This window comes from Saccharopolyspora sp. NPDC049357 (assembly GCF_040677225.1).
In the GTDB taxonomy this organism is placed as follows: Bacteria; Actinomycetota; Actinomycetes; order Mycobacteriales; family Pseudonocardiaceae; genus Saccharopolyspora.
Map to the genome: position 1 here is coordinate 67,296 of NZ_JBFAQJ010000014.1, position 22,569 is coordinate 89,864.

25 protein-coding genes are annotated in these 22,569 nt (G+C 71.7%); 13 read left to right on the plus strand and 12 right to left on the minus strand.

Annotation, left to right across the window (positions count from 1 at the left end; translation table 11 throughout):
• Nucleotides 1–67: 67 nt before the first annotated feature.
• The 6 genes from AB0J91_RS14555 to AB0J91_RS14580 form a co-directional block, all read right to left on the minus strand.
• Nucleotides 68–826 (minus strand): sulfite exporter TauE/SafE family protein, encoded by a 759-nt coding sequence (locus AB0J91_RS14555; protein WP_363868292.1) that lies wholly within the window; start codon nucleotides 824–826, stop codon nucleotides 68–70.
• Between the two features lie 57 nt (nucleotides 827–883).
• Nucleotides 884–1,489 carry an RdgB/HAM1 family non-canonical purine NTP pyrophosphatase gene (gene rdgB / locus AB0J91_RS14560; RefSeq protein WP_363868295.1) on the minus strand — a complete coding sequence of 202 codons (606 nt, stop codon included), beginning with the start codon at nucleotides 1,487–1,489 and terminating at the stop codon, nucleotides 884–886.
• Entirely contained in the window at nucleotides 1,486–2,241 is a 756-nt protein-coding gene (rph, locus tag AB0J91_RS14565; protein WP_363868298.1) for a ribonuclease PH, read from the minus strand. Before rph ends, rdgB begins: the two co-directional genes overlap by 4 nt.
• Nucleotides 2,242–2,387: 146 nt before the next feature.
• Nucleotides 2,388–3,158 carry an MBL fold metallo-hydrolase gene (locus AB0J91_RS14570; RefSeq protein WP_363868300.1) on the minus strand — a complete coding sequence of 257 codons (771 nt, stop codon included), beginning with the start codon at nucleotides 3,156–3,158 and terminating at the stop codon, nucleotides 2,388–2,390.
• Nucleotides 3,155–3,970, minus strand: a complete 816-nt coding sequence (gene murI / locus AB0J91_RS14575; RefSeq protein ID WP_210971966.1) for a glutamate racemase — start codon at nucleotides 3,968–3,970, stop codon at nucleotides 3,155–3,157. Before murI ends, AB0J91_RS14570 begins: the two co-directional genes overlap by 4 nt.
• Nucleotides 3,967–4,608 (minus strand): rhomboid family intramembrane serine protease, encoded by a 642-nt coding sequence (locus AB0J91_RS14580; protein ID WP_363868303.1) that lies wholly within the window; start codon nucleotides 4,606–4,608, stop codon nucleotides 3,967–3,969. The genes murI and AB0J91_RS14580 overlap by 4 nt, the downstream gene beginning before the upstream one ends.
• Nucleotides 4,609–4,786: 178 nt before the next feature.
• Here AB0J91_RS14580 and AB0J91_RS14585 point away from each other — a divergent pair, with 178 nt between their 5' ends.
• On the plus strand, nucleotides 4,787–5,629 hold the full coding sequence (locus tag AB0J91_RS14585; protein WP_363868306.1) for an SMP-30/gluconolactonase/LRE family protein: 843 nt from the start codon (nucleotides 4,787–4,789) through the stop codon (nucleotides 5,627–5,629).
• A 115-nt stretch (nucleotides 5,630–5,744) separates the two neighbouring features.
• Here AB0J91_RS14585 and AB0J91_RS14590 read toward each other — a convergent pair whose 3' ends face one another.
• From AB0J91_RS14590 to AB0J91_RS14605, 4 genes are all read right to left on the minus strand, one after another.
• Entirely contained in the window at nucleotides 5,745–6,695 is a 951-nt protein-coding gene (locus AB0J91_RS14590; RefSeq protein WP_363868309.1) for a cysteine synthase, read from the minus strand.
• Nucleotides 6,696–6,709: 14 nt separating this feature from the next.
• On the minus strand, nucleotides 6,710–6,988 hold the full coding sequence (locus AB0J91_RS14595; RefSeq protein ID WP_363789690.1) for a MoaD family protein: 279 nt from the start codon (nucleotides 6,986–6,988) through the stop codon (nucleotides 6,710–6,712).
• 68 nt (nucleotides 6,989–7,056) lie between these two features.
• On the minus strand, nucleotides 7,057–7,512 hold the full coding sequence (locus AB0J91_RS14600; protein WP_132679350.1) for a M67 family metallopeptidase: 456 nt from the start codon (nucleotides 7,510–7,512) through the stop codon (nucleotides 7,057–7,059).
• A 102-nt stretch (nucleotides 7,513–7,614) separates the two neighbouring features.
• A complete protein-coding gene (locus AB0J91_RS14605) occupies nucleotides 7,615–8,646 on the minus strand; it encodes a P1 family peptidase (protein ID WP_363868312.1) in 1,032 nt (343 codons plus the stop codon).
• Nucleotides 8,647–8,760: 114 nt separating this feature from the next.
• Here AB0J91_RS14605 and AB0J91_RS14610 point away from each other — a divergent pair, with 114 nt between their 5' ends.
• From AB0J91_RS14610 to AB0J91_RS14625, 4 genes are read left to right on the plus strand one after another with little or no spacing between them, the layout of a single operon-like run.
• Nucleotides 8,761–10,059 carry an MFS transporter gene (locus AB0J91_RS14610; protein WP_363868315.1) on the plus strand — a complete coding sequence of 433 codons (1,299 nt, stop codon included), beginning with the start codon at nucleotides 8,761–8,763 and terminating at the stop codon, nucleotides 10,057–10,059.
• Between the two features lie 41 nt (nucleotides 10,060–10,100).
• Nucleotides 10,101–10,763, plus strand: a complete 663-nt coding sequence (locus AB0J91_RS14615; protein WP_363868318.1) for a response regulator transcription factor — start codon at nucleotides 10,101–10,103, stop codon at nucleotides 10,761–10,763.
• Nucleotides 10,756–12,102: a HAMP domain-containing sensor histidine kinase gene (locus tag AB0J91_RS14620; protein WP_363868321.1), complete on the plus strand. Its 1,347-nt coding sequence runs from the start codon at nucleotides 10,756–10,758 to the stop codon at nucleotides 12,100–12,102. Before AB0J91_RS14615 ends, AB0J91_RS14620 begins: the two co-directional genes overlap by 8 nt.
• Nucleotides 12,102–12,995, plus strand: a complete 894-nt coding sequence (locus AB0J91_RS14625; RefSeq protein WP_363868324.1) for a TAXI family TRAP transporter solute-binding subunit — start codon at nucleotides 12,102–12,104, stop codon at nucleotides 12,993–12,995. Before AB0J91_RS14620 ends, AB0J91_RS14625 begins: the two co-directional genes overlap by 1 nt.
• A gap of 118 nt (nucleotides 12,996–13,113) precedes the next feature.
• On the opposite strand, the gene AB0J91_RS14630 is transcribed toward AB0J91_RS14625, so the two are convergent.
• On the minus strand, nucleotides 13,114–13,677 hold the full coding sequence (locus AB0J91_RS14630; protein WP_363868327.1) for a DUF2017 domain-containing protein: 564 nt from the start codon (nucleotides 13,675–13,677) through the stop codon (nucleotides 13,114–13,116).
• On the minus strand, nucleotides 13,678–13,971 hold the full coding sequence (gene clpS / locus AB0J91_RS14635) for an ATP-dependent Clp protease adapter ClpS (protein ID WP_132625503.1): 294 nt from the start codon (nucleotides 13,969–13,971) through the stop codon (nucleotides 13,678–13,680). It lies immediately after the preceding gene.
• 164 nt (nucleotides 13,972–14,135) lie between these two features.
• Here clpS and AB0J91_RS14640 point away from each other — a divergent pair, with 164 nt between their 5' ends.
• The 8 genes from AB0J91_RS14640 to AB0J91_RS14675 all read left to right on the plus strand — a co-directional run bounded on the left by AB0J91_RS14640 (nucleotide 14,136) and on the right by AB0J91_RS14675 (nucleotide 22,554).
• Nucleotides 14,136–15,422 carry a nicotinate phosphoribosyltransferase gene (locus tag AB0J91_RS14640; RefSeq protein WP_363868330.1) on the plus strand — a complete coding sequence of 429 codons (1,287 nt, stop codon included), beginning with the start codon at nucleotides 14,136–14,138 and terminating at the stop codon, nucleotides 15,420–15,422.
• A gap of 45 nt (nucleotides 15,423–15,467) precedes the next feature.
• A complete protein-coding gene (locus tag AB0J91_RS14645; RefSeq protein ID WP_363868333.1) occupies nucleotides 15,468–16,040 on the plus strand; it encodes an isochorismatase family protein in 573 nt (190 codons plus the stop codon).
• Nucleotides 16,041–16,249: 209 nt separating this feature from the next.
• Entirely contained in the window at nucleotides 16,250–18,229 is a 1,980-nt protein-coding gene (locus AB0J91_RS14650; protein WP_363789758.1) for an ATP-dependent DNA helicase, read from the plus strand.
• A gap of 91 nt (nucleotides 18,230–18,320) precedes the next feature.
• Nucleotides 18,321–18,899, plus strand: coding sequence for a biotin transporter BioY (locus AB0J91_RS14655; RefSeq protein WP_363789680.1), 579 nt, complete (start codon nucleotides 18,321–18,323; stop codon nucleotides 18,897–18,899).
• Between the two features lies 1 nt (nucleotide 18,900).
• Complete coding sequence (locus tag AB0J91_RS14660; RefSeq protein WP_363868336.1) at nucleotides 18,901–20,175, plus strand: AMP-binding protein; 1,275 nt, start codon at nucleotides 18,901–18,903, stop codon at nucleotides 20,173–20,175.
• Entirely contained in the window at nucleotides 20,172–21,281 is a 1,110-nt protein-coding gene (locus AB0J91_RS14665; protein ID WP_363868339.1) for a thiolase family protein, read from the plus strand. Before AB0J91_RS14660 ends, AB0J91_RS14665 begins: the two co-directional genes overlap by 4 nt.
• Nucleotides 21,278–21,952 carry an ABC transporter ATP-binding protein gene (locus AB0J91_RS14670; protein WP_363868342.1) on the plus strand — a complete coding sequence of 225 codons (675 nt, stop codon included), beginning with the start codon at nucleotides 21,278–21,280 and terminating at the stop codon, nucleotides 21,950–21,952. Before AB0J91_RS14665 ends, AB0J91_RS14670 begins: the two co-directional genes overlap by 4 nt.
• Nucleotides 21,949–22,554, plus strand: a complete 606-nt coding sequence (locus tag AB0J91_RS14675) for an energy-coupling factor transporter transmembrane protein EcfT (protein WP_363868345.1) — start codon at nucleotides 21,949–21,951, stop codon at nucleotides 22,552–22,554. Before AB0J91_RS14670 ends, AB0J91_RS14675 begins: the two co-directional genes overlap by 4 nt.
• Nucleotides 22,555–22,569: the final 15 nt, after the last annotated feature.

Here is a 22,569-nt window from a genome sequence, read left to right on the forward strand (position 1 = left end):
GAGTTTGAGTCCCTCACTTGAAACGGCGGCTACCGCCGCCGAGCAGGACGAGTCGAGGAACAGCAGGTCAGTCCAGGACCATGTAGATGGCCACGCCCGCTGCGATGACCACTACCAGGTAGCGGAGCAGGGTCGATGGGAGGCGTTGGGCGAGCTTGCCGCCGGCGTAGCCGCCGATGACCGTGGTGGGGACCAGCATCGCCACCGCGATCCAGTCCACCGGGGCGATGAGCGCGTAGACGACGAGCGTGGCGGCGCTGCCGATCATGCCCAACCAGCTCTTGAGCGCGTTGAGCCTGCGCATGCTGTCGGTCGCGGCCAGCACCAGGATCGCGATCAGGATCACGCTGCGCGCTCCGCCGAAGTACCCGCCGTAGATCGAGGCGAGGAAGATCCCGACGGTGAGCAGCACCGTGCGGTCCGGGGCGCCCTCGGCCGGTGAGCCGAGCCACTTGCGGATGGTGTTCTGGAAGGCCATCAGCACCGCCGACAGCCCGACCAGCGCCGGGACCACGGCGTCGAAGACCTCGCCCGGCAGCACCATCAGCAGCGCGCAGCCGAGAGCCGAACCCGCGCACGCCGCGATCGAGGTGGTCCACAACCGGCGCGGACTGCCGGTGAGGTCGTCGCGCTGGCTGACCGCCGCGCCGACGAAACCGGGTCCCTGCGCCACCGAGTTGGTCACGTTGGCCACCAGCGGCGGCATCCCGGTCGCCAGCAGCGCCGGGAACACCAGCAGGGATCCGCCACCGGCCACCGCGTTCACCGCGCCGGACAGGAATCCGACGACGACGAGCAGGACCAGTTCAAACCAATCGGTGAACACGCACCGAAGTTAACCGGCGATCCCGGTCAGACCCCCACCGGGGCGAGCGACATCACGTCAGCCGGCGAGCTCGCGCAGCGACGGGAGCAGCAGGCGCAGCGCCCGGCCGCGGTGCGAGTCGGCGTCCTTCTCCTCCGGGGACAGCTCCGCGCTGGTGCGGGTCCCGCCCTCGGGGACGAAGATCGGGTCGTAGCCGAAACCGTTGGTTCCCCGGGATTCCCGGATGATCGTGCCGCGCCACTCGCCGCGCACCACGGTCTCGCCGCCGTCGGGCAGCACGAGCGCGGCGGCGGAGACGAACGCCCCGCCGCGCCGCTCGTCCGGCACGTCCTTGATCTGCCCGAGCACGAGGTCGAGATTCGCCTGGTCATCGCCGTGCGCACCGGCCCAGCGTGCCGAGAGCACTCCCGGCATCCCGTTGAGCGCGTCGATCTCCAGGCCCGAGTCGTCGGCGACGGCGGGCAGTCCCGTGGCCCGAGCCGCGTCGGCGGCCTTGGCGAGGGCGTTGTCCTCGAAGGTGGCACCGGTCTCCGGAGCCTCCGGGAACTCCGGCACGTCGGCCAGCCCCACGACCGCCAGGCCCGTGACGCCCTCGGCTTCGAGGATGCGGCGCAGCTCGACGAGCTTCTTCTGGTTGCGGGTGGCCAGCAGCAACCGGCTCATGCCGCGCCCCCGGGCAGCTCACCCGGGTACGGCTCGGCGAGCGCGGATTCCTGCAGGCGAGCGAGCTCACCGCATCCGGCCAGCGCGAAGTCGAGCATCTTGTCCATGGTCGACCGCGTGTAGGTGGCGCCCTCGCCGGTGCCCTGCACCTCGACCAGCGTGCCGTGGTCGGTGGCGACCACGTTCATGTCGACCTCGGCGCGCGAGTCCTCCTCGTAGGGCAGGTCCAGGCGCACGCGGCCGTCGACGACGCCCACGCTGACCGCCTGGATCGCGCACGACAGCGGCTTCGGGTCGGACAGCCGACCGGCAGCGCCCAGCCACGTCACCGCGTCGGCCAGCGCCACGTAGGCGCCGGTGATCGCGGCGGTGCGGGTTCCGCCGTCGGCCTGGATCACGTCGCAGTCCAGGGTGATGGTGTTCTCGCCCAGCGCCGCCATGTCGATGCAGGCGCGCAGGGACCGGCCGATCAGTCGGGAGATCTCGTGGGTGCGGCCGCCGATGCGGCCCTTCACCGACTCGCGGGAGCCGCGCGTGTTGGTCGCCGAGGGCAGCATCGCGTACTCGGCGGTGACCCAGCCCAGTCCGGAGCCGGTCCGCCAGCGCGGAACGCCCTCCTGCACGCTGGCCGCGCACAGCACCCGGGTACGGCCGAACTCCACCAGCACCGAACCCGCAGGCCAGTCCTGGTATCCCCGCGTGATCTTCACATCGCGAAGCTGATCGTCACTACGCCCATCCGCTCTAGCCACGGCTCAACCCTAAGCCCAGGCCCCGACCGACCGTCGAAGGCCCCGGCCGCACCGGCACGCCCCGCCGACGAGGGAGCCGTTCCAATTTCGCGCGAAATTCGAGTCCGGAATCTCGCACTCGAATTTCGCGCGAAATTGGAATGCCCTCACACCTCGTAGGTGGCGCCCGCCTGGACGAGCTGGGTGGGGCCGTCGAAGGTGGCTCGGGCCTCGGCGTGGATGGCGCTGTGGTCGGTCCAGGGCACCAGGTGGGTGATCAGCAACCGCTCGGCGGCCGCGGTCTTGGCGACCTCGGCGGCCTGGCGGCCGGAGAGGTGGACGTTCACCGGAGCGTCCTCGTGGTGCTCCCAGGACGCCTCCGCGAGCAGCACGTGGGCACCGGCCGCCAGCTCGTCGAGCTGGCCGCACGGCCCGGTGTCGCCGGTGTAGGCGAGCACCCGGCCCTCCGCCTCGACGCGGAATCCCCAGGTCGGGCACAGGTGCGCGACCTCGACCGCGCGGATGGTGAACGGCCCGACGGTCACCGGCTCGGTGCCGACCGGGCGGAAGTCGAAGACGTCGGACAGGTCGGTCTCGGCGAGCTCAGCGGCCGTGGGCGCGTACAGCGCGGCCAGCCGCTCCGGGGCGTTGTCCGGGCCGAACACCGGCAGCCGCCGGGCGCGCGGGTCGTACGGCGGGTGGGGCCGGTAGCGCCGGTAGACCGTCAGCGCGCCGAAGTCGGCGCAGTGGTCGGGGTGCAGGTGGCTGAAGAACAGCGCGTCGAGGTCGAACGGGTCGATGAAGCGCTGCATCGCGCCGAGCGTGCCGTTGCCCAGATCCAGCGCGATGCGGGTGTCACCGGATTCCAGGAGGTATCCGGAGGCGGGCGAATCTGGCCCGGGAATGCTCCCGGCGCAGCCGAGGACCGTCAGCTTCATGCGACAGAGCCTGACACGCGAAGCGGCAGTACGGCATCGGCCGAGGGAGCCGGACCGAGAAAGCGGCGGGCCAATCGGGCGAAGCGCTCGGGTTCGCCGGTGACCCGGAACTCGTGCTCGGGCAGGTTGTCCGGTTCGGCGAGGCGGTCCTGCTCGGTGAGCACCCTGACGACGTCCTTGGCGGTCTCCTCCGCGCTGGACACCAGCGTCACCTGCTCGCCCATCGCGAGTTGCAGCACACCGGTCAGCAGCGGGTAGTGCGTGCACCCCAGCACGAGGGTGTCGACGCCGGCCTGCTGCAACGGGTCGAGGTAGTTCTGCGCGAGCCCCAGCACCTGCCGCCCGCTGGTGATGCCGCGCTCGACGAAGTCGGCGAACCGCGGGCAGGCCGCAGTGGTCAGCTCGATGTCCGGCGCCGCGGTGAAGGCGTCGTCGTAGGCCCGGGAGCGGATGGTGGCGTCGGTGCCGATGACGCCGACGCGCCGGTTGCGCGTGGTGGCCACGGCCCTGCGAACCGCCGGCAGCACGACCTCCACCACGGGGATGGAGTAGCGCTCGCGGGCGTCGCGCAGGCAGGCCGATGAAGCGGTGTTGCAGGCGATGACCAGCATCTTCACGCCCTCGTCGACCATCGCGTCGGTGATCGCCAAGGTGCGGGAGCGGATCTCGGCCAGCGGCATCGGCCCGTAGGGGGCGTTGGCGGTGTCACCGACGTAGTGGACGGTCTCACCGGGCAGCTGGTCCATGATCGCTCGGCTCACGGTCAGCCCGCCTACGCCGGAATCGAAGATCCCGATCGGAGCGTTGGTCACCCGGCCAGTGTGCCAGGCTCCGCGCCCGAAACCCGCCGCCTAGTGCTGCGCGCCACCAGCCACGTGGCCATCGCCCCACCGACCGCGCCGAAGAGGTGGCCTTCCCAGGAGATGCCGGGCTGGCCGGGCAGCACGCCCCAGAGCATGCCGCCCCAGTAGAAGAACAGCACCACGGCGACCAGGATCTGGGCGATGCTGCGCTGGGCGAATCCGCGCAGCAGCAGGAACACCATCCAGCCGAAGATCACGCCGGAGGCGCCGACGTGGTAGCCGGAAGCTCCGATCAGCCACGTCCCGAGGCCGGCGACGATCCACACCATGGCGGTGACGCCGATGAACTGGCGGATCCCGCCCGCGAGCAGCAGCCAGCCGAGCACGAACAGCGGCAGCGAGTTGCTGATGAGGTGCTGCCAGCCGAAGTGCAGCATCGGCGCCCAGAGGATGCCGTCGAGACCGTCGACGGTGCGCGGGAGGATGCCGTTGGCGTCGAGGTCCATCGCCGGAGTGGGCGCCGGGGTCGCCGCGTCGTAGAACTCGATGCCGAACAGCACCGCGATGCAGACGAGCATGCCGAACGCGGCCCGCAGCGGATTCGCGGGCAGCACTCGCGGACGTGGGCGTTCCATCGGGCGTGTCACGCCTTCGAGCGTAGCGCCAGGAATGACCCCGGGGATCGGGATCGACCCTGATTCCGACCGCGCCGCGATTGAGCATCGAGTGGGTTTCGGATCATCGGGGTTTCCGCCATCTGGCCCCATCGGATGATCTTCGCGGTAAGGTTCGGCCCCGTTGCGTCCGGTGGTCGAAAGGTGAAGTGTGCACGCCCAGGTCGACATCGCAGTTCAGGCGACGGCGCGTTCCGGACAGGCGCCGACCTGGGACGTAGGCACCGAAACCCTGCTGTGGACGGATCCGCGGGCGGGCGCGGTGCACCGCTACCGCCCAGGCCACGCGAACGCGACGATGACGTTGCAGCAGCGGACCGGCGGCGCGAAGCCCCGCAGCCGAGGCGGCCTGGTGCTGCACCTGCAGGAGGGCATCGCGCTGTTCGACGCCCACGGCGAGCAGCGCACCTGGCTGGTCTACTGGGCCCGCGAGGGCGTGCAGGCCGGCGCCACGATGGTCGACCGCAAAGGTCGGCTGTGGGCCACGACGATGCGCGAGGACGAGTCCGGCGAGGGCTGGCTGGCGCGGGTGAACCCGGACGGCTCGGCGGGTGTGATCATCAAGGACCTCAGGGCCGGGTTCGGGCTGGCCACCAGCCCGGACGACTCCCGCTTCTACGTCGCCGACGCGGGCACCAGCCGCATCGAGGTCCTCGACTTCGACGTCAACGCGGGCCTGATGGGCAACCGGCGCACCCTCTGCGAGGTTGGCGGCCAGCCTTCCGGCCTGGCGGTGGCCACCGACGGCTCCCTCTGGACGGCGGTCCGCGACAAGGGCGAGCTCCACCGCTACACCCCCACCGGCGAGCTCGCGGAGACGATCCCGCTCCCGGCGCAGCGCCCCACCAACCTCTGCTTCGGCGGCCAGGACCTCCACGACCTCTACATCACCACGGCCCGCGAGGACCTCCCGTCCCCCACCAGCACGGACGGCACGGTCCTCACCCTCCGCACGACCGCGGAAGGCCTGCGAGCCTTCGCCTTCACAGGCTGACCCCCACCCCAGGCCGACCCGGTCCTGACCCGGATTACGGCGGTATTCCGGGTTGCGGTGGGCCGGGTGCGAAAAACCCCGCCTCCTTTGGGGAGGCGGGGTTCTTCGGTGGTGGTTACGCCCAGAGTTGGCCTTCGAGGCGTTGGGCTGCTTCGTCGATGGTGCCGCTGTAGGCGCCGGTGGAGAGGTACTTCCAGCCGGCGTCGGCGACGACGAAGGCGATGTCCGCGGACTCCCCGGCCGCGGCCGCCTTCTCGGCGATCGTCAGGGCCGCGTGCAGGACCGCGCCGGTGGAGATCCCGGCGAAGATGCCTTCGCTCTCCAGCATCTGGCGGGTCCGGCGCAGGGCGTCGTAGGACCCGACGGAGAACCGCCGCGTGAGCACGTCGGGATCGTAGAGCTCCGGCACGAAACCCTCGTCGAGGTTCCGCAGCCCGTAGACGAGCTCGCCGTACCGGGGCTCGGCTGCCACGACCTGAACGCCGGGCTTGTGCTCGTGCAGGTACCGGCCCACGCCCACGAGGGTCCCGGTGGTGCCGAGGCCGGCCACGAAGTGGGTGATGCTCGGCAGGTCCCGCAGGATCTCGGGCCCGGTGCCCTTGTAGTGGGCGTCGGCGTTGGCGGCGTTGCCGTACTGGTAGAGCATGACCCAGTCGGGGTTCTGCTCGGCCAGTTCCTTGGCCATCGCCACGGCCTGGTTCGACCCGCCGGCCGCGGGCGAGGAGATGATCCGCGCACCGTATGCCTGCAGCAGCTGGCGCCGTTCCTCGGAGGTGTTCTCGGGCATGACGCAGACCAGGCCGTAGCCCTTGAGCTTGGCGGCCATGGCCAGCGAGATGCCGGTGTTGCCCGAGGTGGGTTCGAGGATGGTGCAGCCGACGGTGAGCCGGCCTTCCTTCTCGGCGGCCTCGATCATGTTCAACGCCGCCCGGTCCTTGATCGAACCGGTCGGGTTGCGGTCCTCCAGCTTCGCCCACAGCCGCACGTCGGGCGCGGGCGAGAGGTGCGGCAGCCCGACGAGCGGGGTTTCACCCAGCGCGTCGAGCAGCGAGTCGAATCGAGCCACGGGGTCCTCCCGCGTCAGCTCATGCCGCCGGCGACGGCCGGCAGGATGGTGACGTTGTCGCCGTCGGTGACCTGGGCTTCCAGCCCACCGGCGAAGCGGACGTCTTCGTCGTTGACGTAGACGTTGACGAACCGGTGCAGGTTCCCCTCCTTGACCAGGCGGTCCTTGAGGCCGTTGTAGTTGGCGTCGAGGTCGTCGATCACCGCGGCGAGGTTGTCGCCCTTGGCCTCCACGGACTTCTGCCCGTCGGTGTGGGTCCGCAGGATGGTGGGGATGGAAACGTTGACTGCCATGGGGAATCCTCCTGTCCACAAAGGACTACATAGGGAACGCGAACAACGGTCTTCGGGCGAGCCGCGGATCAGTCGCGGTCGGGAACCTCGTCGCTACCGGTGTGGGCGAACATGTACGACTCCACGACCTCCACCGGCTCCTCGGTGACCTGGCCATCGAGGATGCGGTAGGAGCGCAGCTCATGGGTCTGCGGGTCCCGCGTGGACACGAGCACGTAGTGCGCGTTGGGCTCCGAGGCGTAGGAGACGTCGGTGCGCGACGGGTAGGCCTCGGTAGAGGTGTGCGAGTGGTAGATGACCACCGGCTCTTCATCGGCGGCGTCCATGCCCCGCCACACCTTCAACTGCTCGGCGGAGTCGAACCGGTAGAAGGTGGGCGAACGCTCGGCGTTGATCATTTCGATCAAGCGTTCCGGACGGTCGGACCCTTCCGGTCCGGCAATCACGCCGCACGCCTCATCCGGGTGGTCCCGTCGGGCATGCGCGACCATCGCATCCACGAGGTCGCGTCGGATCACCAGCACAGCAACCATCCTAGTAGGTGGGGCACCGGCCTCCCAGCATCTGGAAACCGCGGGCGAACCGGTGCGGGTTCGTCGTTTCGGCAAACGACGTTCCACGATGATTCATTCCCGCGCGGAGGGGTAGAGCCGCGTGTAGCACGTCACCTCCCCGACCGGCTCGGCCGCGAGCATCCCGCGGACGATGGCGCGTTCGACGACGTCGGCGGCCACCGCGCTGAGCTGGTCCAATCGTCCTGCCCAGCCCGGCTCCCCCGGCTCCGGGAGGGCGTGACCGGTGCCCGTGGCCAGGCCGAACACGGTGTCGCCGTCGACGAGCAGGTGCGCGGGCCGGACGGCGCGTGCCAGCGCGTCGTGACCGGCCACTGCCAGGCGCCTGCACTCGGACTTGCTCAGCTTCAGATCGGTGGCCACGACGCCGAGGGTGGTGTTGAGCGGCCGCTCGACTGGTCCGTTACGGCCGGGTCGCCCCTCGTAACGCGGCCGCGCGGCTTCCACTTCGCGGGAATCGGGTGCGCGGAGCCCCGGGGTGGACGTCCAGGGCAGCCCGGTGTCGGGATCGATGGCCGATCCGGCGGCGTTGACCACCACCAGCGCGGCGACGGTGGTGCCGTCGGGCAGCACGGCGCTGGCGGTGCCCACACCGCCCTTGACCGGCCCGACCACGGCTCCCGTCCCGGCCCCGACGTTGCCCTGGCGGGTCTCGGTCCGGGTGGCGTTGTCGCAGGCCCGGTAGCCGAAGTCGGCGTCGGGCCGGTTGCCCCAGTCGTTCATCGGCACGTCGAAGATCACCGCCGCGGGCACCACCGGAACGACCTGACCGGGTCCGCCGACGGGGACGCCGTGGCCGCGCTCGCCGAGCCAGCGCATCGCGCCGTCGGCGGCGGCCAGCCCGTAGGCGCTGCCGCCCGCCAGCACCACGCCGTTCACGCGCTGCACGAGGTGGCTGGGTTCGAGCACGTCGGTCTCGCGGGTGCCCGGCCCTCCCCCGCGCACGTCGACGGCGGCGGTGGCACCGCCGGGCGCGATCACGGCGGTCGCACCGGTCGCCCAGTGCTCGTCGAGCCGCTGGTCATGGCCCACCAGCAGGCCCTCCACGTCGACCAGCGCGTCCAGTTCACCCGGCTGCAACGGCATCGCGCACCTCCCGTCGATCACGTTAGCTCGATGTAAAGGAAGCGCGCCGACCGTTGTCCTGCCGTCTCCGCCTGTTCATCGTCACTTCTCAGCTCGCAAGACCTGGAGGCTGAGATGACGACTGCAAACCGCGATGTGGCGGTTCGCTCCGAACGCCGAGTGATCGGCAACGTCGTGCGAGGTTCCATCGGAAACCTCATCGAGTGGTACGACTGGTACGCCTACACGGCGTTCAGCATCTACTTCGCCGCGACGTTCTTCCCGAAGGGGGACTCGACCGCGCAGCTGCTCAACACCGCAGCGGTGTTCGCCGTCGGGTTCCTGATGCGCCCGCTGGGCGGGTGGATGCTGGGCCGCTACGCCGACCGCTTCGGCAGGCGCGCGGCGCTGACCCTGTCGGTCACGCTGATGGCGTTCGGCTCGCTGATCATCGCGCTGACCCCGGGTTTCGACTCGATCGGCCTCGCCGCTCCGATCCTGCTGGTGGCGGCTCGCCTGCTGCAGGGCCTCTCGGTCGGCGGCGAGTACGCGACCTCCGCGACGTACCTCTCGGAGGTCGCCACCGAGGGCAAGCGCGGTTTCTACTCCAGCTTCCAGTACGTGACGCTGGTGTCCGGTCAGCTGGTCGCGCTGGGCGTGCAGATCATCCTGCAGCAGCTGCTCACCGGCGACCAGATGGACGCCTGGGGCTGGCGGATCCCGTTCGTCATCGGCGCCGTCGGCGCGCTGGTCGTGCTGTGGCTGCGGCGCGGCATGGACGAGACCGAGAGCTACAAGTCCTCGTCGGAGTCCGGCGCCGAGCAGGGCACGGTCAAGGCGCTGCTGCAGTACCCGAGGGAATGCCTGCTGGTGGTCGGCCTGACCCTCGGCGGCACGGTGGCGTTCTACACCTACACCACCTACCTGCAGAAATACATGGTCAACACGGGAGGAATCGACAAGCCCACGGCCGCGTGGATCAACTTCTTCGCCCTGCTGGCGTTCGGCGTCCTGCAGCCGCTGGCGGGTGCGCTGTCGGACCGGATCGGCCGTCGCAAGCTGCTGATGTTCTTCGGCGTCACCGGCACGCTGCTGACCGTTCCGCTGATGACCGTGCTGGGCGGCACGCAGAACCCCTACGCGGCGTTCCTGCTGATGATGGGCGGTCTGATCATCGTCACCGGCTACACCTCGATCAACGCGATCGTGAAGGCCGAGCTGTTCCCGACCAACATCCGCGCCCTCGGCGTCGGACTGCCCTACGCGCTGACCGTGGCGATCTTCGGCGGCACCTCGGAGTACGTGGCGCTGTGGCTCAAGCAGGCGGGCATGGAGAGCGTGTTCTTCTACTACGTCTCCGGCTGCGTGCTGATCTCCCTGCTGGTCTACCTGCGGATGCGGGAGACCTCGAAGGATTCCCGGATGGGGAGCTGATGACCGGCACCGGCCATACTCTGCCCTCGGAGGTGTGGCCGGTGCGGGTTCTGCTCGTCGAGGACGACGACGGCGTGGCTGACGCGCTCGTCGACGTCCTCGACTCCCACGGACACCGGACGACGCGCGTCAGCCGCGGTTCGGATGCCCTGCTGCGGCACCGGGACCACGACCTGGTGCTGCTCGACCTCGGCCTGCCGGACACCGACGGCCTGGAGGTGCTGCGCAAGCTCCGGCGCATCGGCCCGGTGCCGGTCGTGGTGCTCACCGCGCGCGGCGAGGAGCGGATGGTCGTGCGCGGCCTGCGCTCCGGCGCCGACGACTACCTGGTCAAACCCGTTCGGATGGCCGAGCTGCTGGCCCGCATCGAGGCCGTCGTCCGGCGCGGCAGGCGCCCCTCCCCCGGTTCCGAGCAGGTCGAGGTCGCCGACGTGCGGATCGACCTCCGAACCCGGCGGGTGCAGGTCGCCGGATCCGAGGTGGAGCTCACGCCCAAGGAGTTCGACGTCCTGGCGATCCTGGCTGCCGAAGCCGGCACGGCGGTGAGCAGGCAGCGGCTGATGGACGAGGTGTGGGGCGACGCCTACCTGGCGGTCTCGCGGTCGCTGGACGTGCACATCGCGCAGCTGCGCGCCAAGCTCGACCGCCCGGAACTGCTGGTGACCATCCGCGGCTTCGGCTACCGGCTGGGCGACGATGCGTAAGCGGCTGCTGCTGGTGCTGCTGACGTTCTCGGTGCTGGCGGTGGCCGGCTTCGCGGCGCCGCTGCTGCGCGCCACCGCCGCCGAACGCACCCAGCAGCTGGTGCTGGCCCGCAACGCCGACCTGGACCGCTTCGCCGGGCTGGCCGATCACGCCTTCGGCACCGGTGACGCCGCGGTGCTGCGCGCCGAGGCCCGCCGCTACACCGATCTCTACGGAGAGCCCCTGGTCGTGGTCGACGCCGCCCGCGCACCCGTGGTGGAGACCGGCGGGGTGCGCGCCGCCGACGTGGCCGGGCCGATCGACAAGGCCCTGCGCAACGAGCCCGCCGGGGCGGTGCAGTGGCTGCGCCCGTGGTCGCGGGAGCAGCTGGTCCGCTACCGCCCGGTCGGCGACGGGACGCGGGTGACCGGTGCGGTCGTGCTGGAGGCCTCCGTGCGGCGGGCCACCGCCGACATCGCCGCGCACTGGGCGCTGATCGCATCGGGCGCGTTGACCGCGCTGGTGGTGTGCGGGCTGCTCGCGCTGGTGCTGGCGCGCTGGGTGCTGCGGCCGCTGGCCGACCTGGGCGCCGGGGTCCGGGCGATCAGCGCGGGGTCCCGGCGTTCCCGCGTCCCGGTCGATGCGGGCCCGCCTGAGCTGCGGGAGCTCGCCGCGTCGTTCAACCGCATGTCGGAGGCGGTGGCCGAGGCCGACGAGCGGCAGCGGCGCCTGGTCGCCGACGCCTCGCACCAGCTGCGCAACCCGATGGCGGCGCTGCGGCTGCGGGTCGACGCGCTGGAGCGGCGCATCACCCCCGACGGCGAGGGGACCTACCGCTCCACCGTCGGCGAGGTCGATCGGCTGGAAGCGCTGCTGGACCGGTTGCTGGCGCTGGCCAACGCCGACCAGGCACCGGCGTCCGGCGAGCCGGGGGACGTGGCGGCGGCGATCGCCGACCGCGTGCGGGCGTGGCGCTCCGCGGCCGAGGACGCCGGGATCTCGCTGACCGCACCCGAGGCGATACCCGCGCGGGTGGTTCTGTCCACTGAGGACTTGGCGCAGGTGCTGGACGTCCTGCTCGACAACGCGGTGAAGTACGCGCCCGGCGCCTCGGTCGAGGTGAGCTGGGACGGGCGCGCGCTCACCGTCGCCGACACCGGACCCGGGTTGTCGGATGACGAGATCTCTCTTGCGCCGCAACGCTTCTGGCGGGCCGATCACCACCGCGGCAGCCGGGGCAGCGGGCTCGGGCTGGCCATCGCCGGGCAGCTGCTCGCCGCGCACGGCGGCGAACTTCGCATCGGGCGCACGCGACCGCACGGGCTGACCGTGCACCTCGACCTGCCGGAGGTGCGGTGATGCGACGGCGCGCGTTCCTCGGACTGGGCCTGCTGACCGCGTGCGGACGCACCGAGCCGGTGCGCGAGCTGCGCATCGCCTCGGGTGAACCCGGCGGTTTTTACACGGCTTTCGGCAGGCTGCTCGGCGCCGAGATCGCGGCCGCGGAACCCGACGTGCACCCGGTGGTGCTGCCCAGCCAGGGCAGCGTGGACAACCTGGAGATGCTGCGCGACGGCCGCGCCGACCTGGGCATGGTGCTGGCGGACGCCGCGCACGCCGCCCTCGCCGGGGAGCTCGGACCGCAGGTCCCGCTGCAGGCCGTCGGCCGGGTCTACGAGAACTACACGCAGCTCGTGGTGCCCGCCGACTCCCCGGTGCGCGACCTCTCCGAGCTGCGTTCGGTGTCCATCGGCGCTCCGAGGTCCGGCACCGCGCTGATGGGGGCGCGCCTGTTCGCCGACCGGCCCGAACTGCGCACCGAGATGCTCCCGCTGCTGGAGGCGGTCACGTCGCTGGAGCAGGGCCGCATCGAGGCTTTCCTGTGGTCGGGCGGACTTCCGACTCCGCTGCTGAAGACCCTCGACGACCGGATCGGGATCCGCCTGCTCCCGCTGAACGCGGCGGCCGCCCGCTGCACCCCCGTCTGCGACCAGCTCCAGGTGCCGCCGGGCGCGTACCGGAACACCTCGGGGACGGCCACCATCGGCGTCCCGAACATCCTCGCCTGCACCCCGAACCTGCCCGATGACCTCGCGGCGGCGGTGGTCCGGGTGCTGGTGCGCCGGGCTCCGTTCCTGGTGCCGCGCGAAACCGTCGGGACCCAGTTCCTGGACGTCCGCAACCTCATCGGAACCGGCGAGGTCCCCCTCCACCCCGGCGCCACGGCCACCTACCGCGACCTGCACGGCTAGCACGTCGGTTCCCCATGGCGGTTTTGGTCTGAATCGACCCGGCAGACCGGCATCAATCCCGGGCGGTTCGGACCAAAACCGCCCGCTGGTGAGGCTTCCGCGCCGAAAGCCCGCGGCCTCAGCCGAGCAGCGCCCCCACGAGGGAGTCCTGGACCCAGGTGAGCCACTGGTAGACGCCGAGGTGCTCGCGGCGGAGGTCGTCCTCGGGGAGTTCCTCGGGCATGTCGTCCTCGACGTCCAGCGCCGTGCCCAGCGCCAGGCGGACGTCGTTGAGGGCGGTCAGCCAGTTGTCGGCCTGCTCGCTGGTCAGCTTGACCTTGCCGCCCATCGGCGGGCAGGTCTCCAGGACGAGCTGCGCCGCGCCGGTCTTGGCCTCCAGCAACGCCGGTTCGTGCAGCGAACGCATCGCGCCGGCGGCGTCGGTCTCCTCCTCGTCGGTGTCCCCGGTGACCGGGTCGCGCCGGTAGAAGTCCGGCAGCAACCGCGCGACCACCCGATCCTCCGGAGGCGTGGACGGTCCGGTGCGGATACCGGTCAGCTCGGCGAGCTCATCCTTGGGGGCCTCGTCGGCGCGGGCGGTGAGCATGTCCTTGATCTGCCCGACCAGCCCGCGGATGACGGCCGCCTCCTGCTGGGAGAGCTCGGCCTGCACGTGACCGTTCTTGGGGGTCCAGCCGTCCACTCACGAATCCTTCTGCATCGTCGCCCACAAGCCGGCGGAATGCAGCTTCGCCACATCGCCCTCGACCTTCTCCTTGGAACCCGAGGAAACCACCGCCTTGCCCTTGTGGTGCACGTCCAGCATCAACTTCGTAGCGTGATCCCGGGAATACCCGAAGATCTTCTGGAGCACGTAGGTCACATAGGACATGAGGTTGACCGGGTCGTTCCAGACCACGGTCACCCACGGCTTGTCCGTCGTGCCTTCGGCGTCCTGCTCGAGTTGCGCGCGCTCGATTTCAGCGGGCGAGGTCATGCCCCCATCGTCGCACGACCCCATAACACCCGTGCCCACCGCACGAACAAATCTCGACAACAGCTCTGGTCGTGGTCCTCCTGCGCAGCGGAACCTGAGTCACCGCCGCCACTGCTCGCGCACGCCGCTCGGATCCCCCACACGCACCACGTAATCTCGTGCTCATGAGCTCTAGCACCGCGCTGCTGACCGACCACTACGAGTTGACGATGTTGGCCAGCGCTCTGCGTGACGGGACCGCGCACCGCGAGTGCACGTTCGAGGTGTTCACCCGGCGGCTGCCCAACGGGCGCCGCTACGGCGTGACCGGCGGTATCGGCCGAGTGCTCGACGCGGTGCAGAACTTCCGGTTCGGCGAAGCCGAGATCGCCCAGCTCGCCGAGCACGACGTGGTCGACGACCTCACCTTGGAGTGGCTGCGCGACTACCGGTTCAGCGGGCAGATCGACGGTTACCCGGAGGGCGAGCTGTTCTTCCCCGGCTCGCCGCTGCTGACGGTGCGCGGCACCTTCGCCGAGGCCGTCGTGCTGGAAACCGTGGTGCTGTCGATCCTCAACCACGACAGCGCCATCGCCGCCGCTGCCGCGCGCATGGTCTCGGCCGCCAACGGACGGCGGATCATCGAGATGGGCTCGCGCCGCACGCACGAGGAATCGGCTGTCTCGGCGGCGCGCATCGCCTACCTGGCCGGGTTCACCGCCACCTCCAACCTGGAGGCAGGGCGCCGCTACGGCATCCCCACCGCGGGCACGGCCGCGCACGCCTTCACGCTGCTGCACGACTCGGAGCAGTCCGCGTTCGAGTCGCAGATCGCGGCGCTGGGCACCGGCACCACGCTGCTGGTCGACACCTACGACATCAGCCGGGGCATCGACCTGGCCGTGCGGACGGCCGGGACCGGGCTTGGGGCGGTGCGCATCGACTCCGGTGACGTGGGCGTGCTGGCCCGCCAGGCGCGCGAGCAGCTCGACCGCCTCGGTGCCACCAACACCCGGGTCGTGGTCTCCGGCGACCTCGACGAGTACGCCATCGCCTCGCTTCGCGCGGAGCCCGTGGACGGCTACGGCGTCGGAACATCGCTGGTCACCGGCTCGGGGGCGCCCACGGCGGAGATGGTCTACAAGCTGGTGGAGGTCGACGGCCGCCCGGTCGCCAAGCGCAGCTCGCACAAGGAGTCGCGCGGTGGCCGCAAGGCCGCGATCCGCCGCTACAAGGAGACCGGCACGGCCGTTGAGGAGGTCGTCCACCGCGTCGAGGTCGAGCCGGCGCTCGGACCGCACGACCGCCACCTGCAGATCCCGCTGATCCGCGACGGCAAGCTCGTCGACGACCTGCCGACGCTGGAGCAGGACCGCGAGCGGCTGCGCCGTGCCCTGGTGACCTTGCCGTGGGAGGGCCTGAAGCTGTCCCACGGCGAACCGGCCATCCCCACGACCTTCCTCGGAGCCTGACATTACGAAAGAATCGGGCATCGAATCCGCACGAGGGGAGGCGCGATGAGCAGGGCGTTGATCATCGTGGACGTGCAGAACGACTTCTGCGAGGGCGGAGCGCTCGCGGTCGCCGGGGGTGCCGGGGTCGCGGCCGCGATCTCGGAGTTCCTGGCCGACTCCGAGCACGAGCACGTCGTGGCCACCCGCGACTACCACGTCGACCCGGGAACGCATTTCAGCGACGAACCTGATTTCGTGAGCTCCTGGCCGAAGCACTGCGTGGCGGGCACGGCGGGCGCCGCGTTCCACCCCGAACTGGACGTCAGCCCGGTGACCGCGGTGTTCTCCAAGGGCCAGTACAGCGACGGCTACTCCGGTTTCGAGGGCGTGGACCGCACCGACATGGACCTGCTGACCTGGCTGCGGGAGCGGAACGTGCACGAGGTCGACGTCGTCGGCATCGCCACCGACCACTGCGTCCGCGCCACCGCGCTCGACGCGCTGAAGGCGGGCCTGGACACCACCGTTCACCTCCAACTCACCGCCGGCGTGTCGCGCGCGACCGTCGAGCAGGCCCTCAACGACCTCGACGAAGCCGGTGCCACCCTCCTGGGAGAACCCGTGGTGGTCTCCTGACTCGTAGCGTCGGGGGTCGGCGGTAGATTTCCCGGGTGCCCACCTCTGTCCCGCGATGGTCCGACCCGGTCGCGTTCGAATCCGATGACGCCGACGAGCTCCCACCGGAGCTGGTCGCCGACCTGGAGCGCGCGAACCGGGCCGACTCCGAAGAGCCCTCGCTGCCGCTGGGCAGAGCCCGCGAGGACATCCCCGACCTCGCGACCCTGATGAAGGTCGCCGTCGAGGCCGTCGGCGGCGTGCCGCGCGAGGGCCAGGCGCAGATGGCCGAGGCCGTGGAGCACACGATCACCACCGGTGAGCACCTCGCCGTGCAGGCGGGGACCGGCACCGGCAAGTCGCTGGCCTACCTGGTCCCGGCGATCCGGCACGCCGTTGCCGACGGCACCACCGTGGTCGTGTCGACCGCGACGATCGCGCTGCAACGGCAGCTGGTGGACCGCGACCTGCCGCGGCTGTCCGACGCGCTGGCCGAAACCCTGGGCCGCAAGCCGACGTTCGCGATCCTCAAGGGACGCCGCAACTACCTGTGCCTGAACCGCATCCACGGCAACGCGCCGTCGGAGCCGGACGAGGACGCGCTGTTCGACGCCTTCGCCGCCTCCGCGCTGGAACGCCAGGTGCAGCGGGTGCAGGAGTGGTCGACCGAGACCGAGACCGGTGACCGCGACGAGCTGGTTCCCGGCGTGACCGATCAGGCGTGGCGGCAGCTGTCGGTCACCGCGAAGGAATGCCTGGGTGTGCACCGCTGCCCGGTCGGCACCGACTGCTTCGCCGAGCGCGCCCGCGCCACGGCCGGTCGCGCGGACATCGTGGTCACCAACCACGCGCTGCTGGCCATCGACGCCCTCGACGACCGCCCGGTGCTGCCCGAGCACGACGTCGTGCTGGTCGACGAGGCCCACGACCTGGTGGACCGGGTCACCTCAGCCGCCACCGGCGAACTCACCGCGAGCGCGGTGAAGCTGGCCGCGCGGCGCTGCGGCCGGGCCATCGACGAGGAGACCGCCGACCGCCTCGACGAGGCCGCCGAAGGTCTGGAACTCGTCCTCGAAGACTCCTCGCCGGGCCGGTTGGAGGAGCTCCCGGAAGCCCTCGGCCGCGCGGTGACCGTGGTCCGCGACTCCGCGTGGGCCTGCATCTCGGCGCTGGGCCCGGAGCGCAAGGAGGACGTCGAGGGAAGCACCGCCCGCAAGCTCGCGCACGCGCTCACCGAGGACGTGCACGACACCGCGGTCCGGCTGCTGGAGGCCTTCGACGAGGCCCAGCAGCACGACGTCGTGTGGGTCTCCAACGAGCCGAACCGGCCCAAGGCCGTGCGGGTGGCGCCGATCGGCGTCGGCGGCCTGCTGCGCGACCGGCTGTTCGGCCAGCGCACGACGGTGCTGACCTCGGCGACGCTGTCGCTGGGCGGATCGTTCGACACGCTGGCCCGCCAGTGGGGCCTGCCCCCGCAGCAGCAGGTCGAGTCCGCGGCGGGGATGGCCACCGCGAAGGAGGCCCCCTCGGACGGCGGGACGCTGAAGTGGACCGGGATGGACGTCGGGTCGCCGTTCGAGCACCAGCGCAGCGGCATCCTCTACATCGCCCGCCACCTGCCCCCGCCCGGCCGCGACGGGCTCCCGCCGCAGGTCCTCGACGAGATCACCGAGCTCGTGCAGGCCGCGGGAGGCCGCACGCTGGGCCTGTTCTCGTCCCGCCGCGCCGCCGAGCAGGCGGGTGAGGAGCTGCGCAAGCGGCTGTCGACGCCGGTGCTGTGCCAGGGCGACGACACCACGGCGCTGCTGGTCAAGCGCTTCGCCGAGGACCCGGAGACCTCGCTGTTCGGAACCCTGTCGCTGTGGCAGGGCGTGGACGTGCCGGGCGACTCGCTGCAACTGGTGATCATGGACCGGATCCCGTTCCCCCGGCCCGACGACCCGCTGGCCTCGGCACGCCAGCAGCGGATCTCCGAGCACGGCGGCAACGGATTCCTCACCGTCGCCGGGACGCACGCGGCGCTGCTGCTGGCCCAAGGCGCCGGTCGGCTGCTGCGGTCGCCGAACGACCGGGGCGTGATCGCGGTCCTGGACCCGCGCCTGGCCACCGCCCGCTACGGCGGTTTCCTCCGGGCGTCGCTCCCGCCGTTCTGGACCACCCACGACCCCGACGTGGTCCGGGGCGCGCTCAAGCGCCTCACCGCGGGCTGACCGAGCGGGTTGTGCTGCCCACAGTCGCTCACGCCGCGCGCTCGACTGCGGGTAGGTTCATCCGGTCCCCTCGACCCTTGGGAGCGTTGCCGTGTCCGAACGCCCGTCCTCGCCGGCCGCGAACCTCGCGCGCACCGTGGTGTTCGCCGCCTTCATCGCCGTGCTCGGGATCTTCCCCGGCTTCTACCTCGCCGGTGCCGCGGTGCCGGTCGTCCTGCAGAACGCCGGACCGCTGCTCGCGGGCAGCATCCTCGGCGCCCGGCGCGGAACCGCGTCGGTGCTGCTGTTCGCGGCGCTGACCGCGATCGGTCTGCCGCTGCTGTCCGGCGGGCGCGGCGGCATCGCCCCGTTCCTGGGCCCGAGCGGCGGGTTCCTGCTGGGCTGGATCCTGTCCGCGCTGGTCGTGGGCCTGATCGTGCAGCGCGCGGCGAAGCCGGGGCTGCCGGTGCTGCTGCTGGCGAACCTCGCGGGCGTGGCCGCCGATTACCTGATCGGCATCCCCTACTGGGGCCTGATGATCGGTGATCTGCCGTCGGCGGCGGTGCAGTCGCTGGTGTTCCTGCCCGGCGACGCGGTGAAGCTGGTGGCGGTGTCGCTGGTGGCGGTGGCCGTGCACCGGGCCGTCCCGCAGGCGCTGGCAGGTGCGGCGCGGCGGCCGGCCGAGAGCTGACGTGCTGCCGATCCTCGGGCGCGAACCCGCTTCGCGCGTCGGTGACCTGACCGGGCCGGAGCTGGCCTCGGCCGCGCACCGGGTCGCCCGACGGCTGCCGCCGGGCTCGCGGGTGGCCATCTCCGGATCGGACGAGACCGCCAGGCTGATCCACTTCCTGGGCGCTGACCTGGCCGGATGCGCGTCCCTGCTGGTCGACCCGGACTGGCCGGACCTCGACGCGGTGCTGGACGACGCCCGCCCGGAGGTGTTCCTCGACGCCGACGCGCCCCTGGGCGAGGACCTGGGCACCGAGGTGCCGGTGGGCGACGAGTCGACGTGGTTCTACCTGCCCACGACCTCGGGGAGCACGGGACGGCCGAAGGTGCTGGCGCGGTCGCGCGGCTCGTGGCTGCGCAGCTTCGCCGCCCTCGGCCTGCCGCTGGAACCCGCCGACCGGGTGCTGATCCCCGGTCCGCTGAGCTCGTCGCTGTTCCTCTTCGGCGCCCTGCACGCTCTCAACGGCGGCGCTGACCTGCGGCTCCTGGGCCGCTGGTCGGCGTCGGCCGCCGCCGAAGCAGCGCGCGACGCGACGGTGGTCCACCTGGTCCCGGCCCAGCTGTCGGCGCTGCTGGCCGTGCTGGAGCACGACCCGCAGCTGCGGTCGCAGTGCGCGCTGCGGCTGGTGGTGTGCGGTGGCTCGAAGGTCGATCCCGCGTTGCAGGAGCGCCTGGCGGAAGCGGTGCCGGGCTGCCGCCTGGTCGAGTACTACGGTTCGGCCGAGATGTCGCTGATCGCGGTGCGCCACGACGAGCGGCTGATGCCGGTGGTCGACGTCGCGGTCCTCGACGGACGCCTGCTGGTCCGCTCCGACCTCGCCTTCGACGGCTACCTGGAACGCGGCGAGCTCGTCCCCGCGTCCAGCGATTGGACCGGTGACCAGGCCGTTCAGCATCCCGACGGCGCGCTGGAGATCCTGGGCCGCGCCGGTGCGGTGATCGACACCGGTGCCCGGTTGGTCGCGATCGAGGCCGTGGAGGCGGTGCTCCGGGAGGTCGACGGCGTGCTGGACGTGGTCGTCGCCGCCACCCCTCATCCGCGCTTCGGCTCGCTGGTCACCGCGGTCGTCGAGGGCGACGCGCGACTCCCCGACCTGCGCGCCCACGCCCGCGGGAAGCTGCACCCCGCCGAGCGCCCGCGCCGCTGGCTGTCCGTCGACGCGCTGCCCCGCACGGCGTCCGGCAAGCCCGCCCGCGCGGTGATCGCCGACCGGCTGAGCAGCGGGGAGCGGCTGTGAACCCGGTGCTCATCGCGGCCCGCCGATCCCCGATCGGCGAGGCGGGCGGTCTTCTCCGCAACGTCGAGGCCGACCGTCTCGCAGCCCCGGTGCTGCGCGCGGTCCTCGACGACGCCGGGATCGAGCGCGTGGACGACGTGCTGCTGGGCAACGTCCTCGGGCCCGGTGGCAACCCCGCCCGGGTGGCCGCGCTGCGCGCCGGACTCGGCGAGGCGACCCCGGGGATGACGATCGACCGCCAGTGCGCCAGCGGGCTCTCGGCCATCACCACCGCCGCCTCGATGGTCTCCGGTGACGAGTTCTTCCTGGCAGGAGGCGTGGAGAGCCCGTCAACGGCGCCGTGGCGGGCGTGGCGGCCGAGGAACGCGACCGAGCCGCCGCGCTTCTACCAGCGCGCCCCGTTCGCCCCCTCCGACATCGGCGATCCCGACATGGGACCGGCCGCCGACCTGGTCGCCGCCGAAGCCGGCATCGGCCGGGAGCGCCAGGACGCCTTCGCCGCCCGCAGCCACGCGCGCGCCGTCGCGGCACAGGACGCGGGTCGCTTCGACGCCGAGCTGGTGCCGATCGGCTCCGCGACCAGCGACGAACGCCCCCGCCGGGGCTTCACCCCGGAGCGCCTGGCCCGGTTCCGCCCGGCCTTCACCCCCGACGGGACGGCGACCGCCGCGAACTCCTGCGGCATCAGCGACGGTGCCGCGGCGGTGCTGGTCACCAGTGAGGAGCAGCGCGCGAAACTGGGGGTGCCGGGACTGCGGCTGATCGGGTGGCAGACCTCGGGCGTGGACCCGAACCGGCTCGGGCTGGGCGCGGTGCCCGCGATGCGCGCGCTGTGCGAGCAGCGCACTCCGGAAGTCGTCGAGTTCAACGAGGCGTTCGCCGGTCAGGCCCTCGCGTGCCTGGACGCGGCCGGCCTCGATGATGAGCTGGCCGGACCGGACGGCGGCGCGATCGCGCTCGGGCACCCGTGGGGCGCGTCGGGCGCGGTGCTGGTGGTCCGGTTGTTCAGCCGGATGGTCCGGCAGGACGGGCCGCGCATCGGCATGGCCGCGCTGTCCTCCGGCGGCGGGCTGGGCGTGGCGACGATGTGGGAGCGAGTCGGTTGATCGAGTTCGAAGGCGTCGGGCACAGCTACGACGGGCGCGCGGTGCTGGACGACGTGGATCTGCGGCTGCCCGAGCGGCGGGTGGCCTTCGTCGGCGCCAACGGTTCCGGCAAGTCCACGCTCGCCCGGATGATCAACGGTCTGGTCCGGCCGAGCCGGGGCCGGGTGGTCGTCGACGGGCTCGACGTGGCCCGCAACGGCCGCGAGGTCCGCCGCCGCGTCGGGTTCGTCTTCACCCACCCCGACAGCCAGATCGTCATGCCCACCGCCGGTGAGGACGTCGCGTTCTCGCTGCGCAAGCAGGGCCTGTCCAAGGCGGAGCGGCAGCAGCGCGCGGTCGAGATGCTGGCCCGGCACGGGCTGGAGGGCTACGCCGAGCATCCCGCGCACCAGCTCTCCGGCGGGCAGAAGCAGCTGCTCGCGCTGTGCTCGATGCTGGTGCTGGAACCGGACGTCCTGGTCTGCGACGAACCCACGACCCTGCTGGACCTGCGCAACAAGCGGCACTTCGCCGAGGTGCTGTCCGGGCTGGAGCAGCAGGTCGTGCTGGTCACCCACGACCTCGACCTGCTCGCCGGTTTCGACCGCGTCATCGTCCTGGATCAGGGGCGGGTCGTCGCCGACGACGTCCCGGAGACGGCGGTCGGCCTCTACCGGGAGCTGATCGGGTGAACCCGCTGGGCCTCTACGAGCCGGGGACCAGCCCGCTCCACCGCTTCGGCGCGGGCTGGAAGCTGCTGGCGCTGCTGGTCTTCGCGATCGTCACGTTCGTCCTGAGCGCCCCGGCTTCGCTGGCGGTGTGCGTGCTGGCGGCGGTCGGCGGCTACGCGGTCGGGCGGATCCCGCTGCGCCGCGTCTGGCAGATCGGCCGGTTCCTGATCCCGCTGGTCGCGATCGTCTTCGCCCTCCAGTGGTGGATGCTCGACCTCGCCCGTGCCGAGACGATCAGCCTCCGGCTGCTGGCCAGCCTCGCGGCGGCGAACCTGTTCACGCTGGTCACCAGGGTCGACGACCTGGTCACCTCGGTGGAACGAGCGCTGAGCCCGTTCGCCCGGTTCGGCGTGCGCCCGGAACGGGTCGGGCTCCTGGTCGGTCTGACGGTCCAAGCCATCGCGGCCCTGTCCACGATCGCCACCCAGGTCCGCGAGGCCCAGCGAGCGAGGGGCGCCGACCGCTCCCTCCCGGCCTTCGCCATCCCCTTCCTGGTCAGAACCCTCCGCCACGCCGACGACCTCGGCGAAGCCCTCGCAGCCAGAGGCCTCGGCGACGACTGACCGCACCCTCCTGCT

What these genes read in the sequence shown, in the direction of transcription:
- AB0J91_RS14570 (WP_363868300.1), bottom strand. Translation starts at nt 3,158, where the DNA reads ATGAAGCTGACGGTCCTCGGCTGCGCCGGGAGCATTCCCGGGCCAGAT.
- AB0J91_RS14610 (WP_363868315.1), top strand. Translation starts at nt 8,761, where the DNA reads ATGACGACTGCAAACCGCGATGTGGCGGTTCGCTCCGAACGCCGAGTG.
- AB0J91_RS14640 (WP_363868330.1), top strand. Translation starts at nt 14,136, where the DNA reads ATGAGCTCTAGCACCGCGCTGCTGACCGACCACTACGAGTTGACGATG.
- AB0J91_RS14650 (WP_363789758.1), top strand. Translation starts at nt 16,250, where the DNA reads ATGAAGGTCGCCGTCGAGGCCGTCGGCGGCGTGCCGCGCGAGGGCCAG.
- AB0J91_RS14625 (WP_363868324.1), top strand. Translation starts at nt 12,102, where the DNA reads ATGCGACGGCGCGCGTTCCTCGGACTGGGCCTGCTGACCGCGTGCGGA.
- clpS (WP_132625503.1), bottom strand. Translation starts at nt 13,971, where the DNA reads ATGACCTCGCCCGCTGAAATCGAGCGCGCGCAACTCGAGCAGGACGCC.
- AB0J91_RS14595 (WP_363789690.1), bottom strand. Translation starts at nt 6,988, where the DNA reads ATGGCAGTCAACGTTTCCATCCCCACCATCCTGCGGACCCACACCGAC.
- rdgB (WP_363868295.1), bottom strand. Translation starts at nt 1,489, where the DNA reads ATGAGCCGGTTGCTGCTGGCCACCCGCAACCAGAAGAAGCTCGTCGAG.
- AB0J91_RS14605 (WP_363868312.1), bottom strand. Translation starts at nt 8,646, where the DNA reads ATGCCGTTGCAGCCGGGTGAACTGGACGCGCTGGTCGACGTGGAGGGC.
- AB0J91_RS14645 (WP_363868333.1), top strand. Translation starts at nt 15,468, where the DNA reads ATGAGCAGGGCGTTGATCATCGTGGACGTGCAGAACGACTTCTGCGAG.
- AB0J91_RS14620 (WP_363868321.1), top strand. Translation starts at nt 10,756, where the DNA reads ATGCGTAAGCGGCTGCTGCTGGTGCTGCTGACGTTCTCGGTGCTGGCG.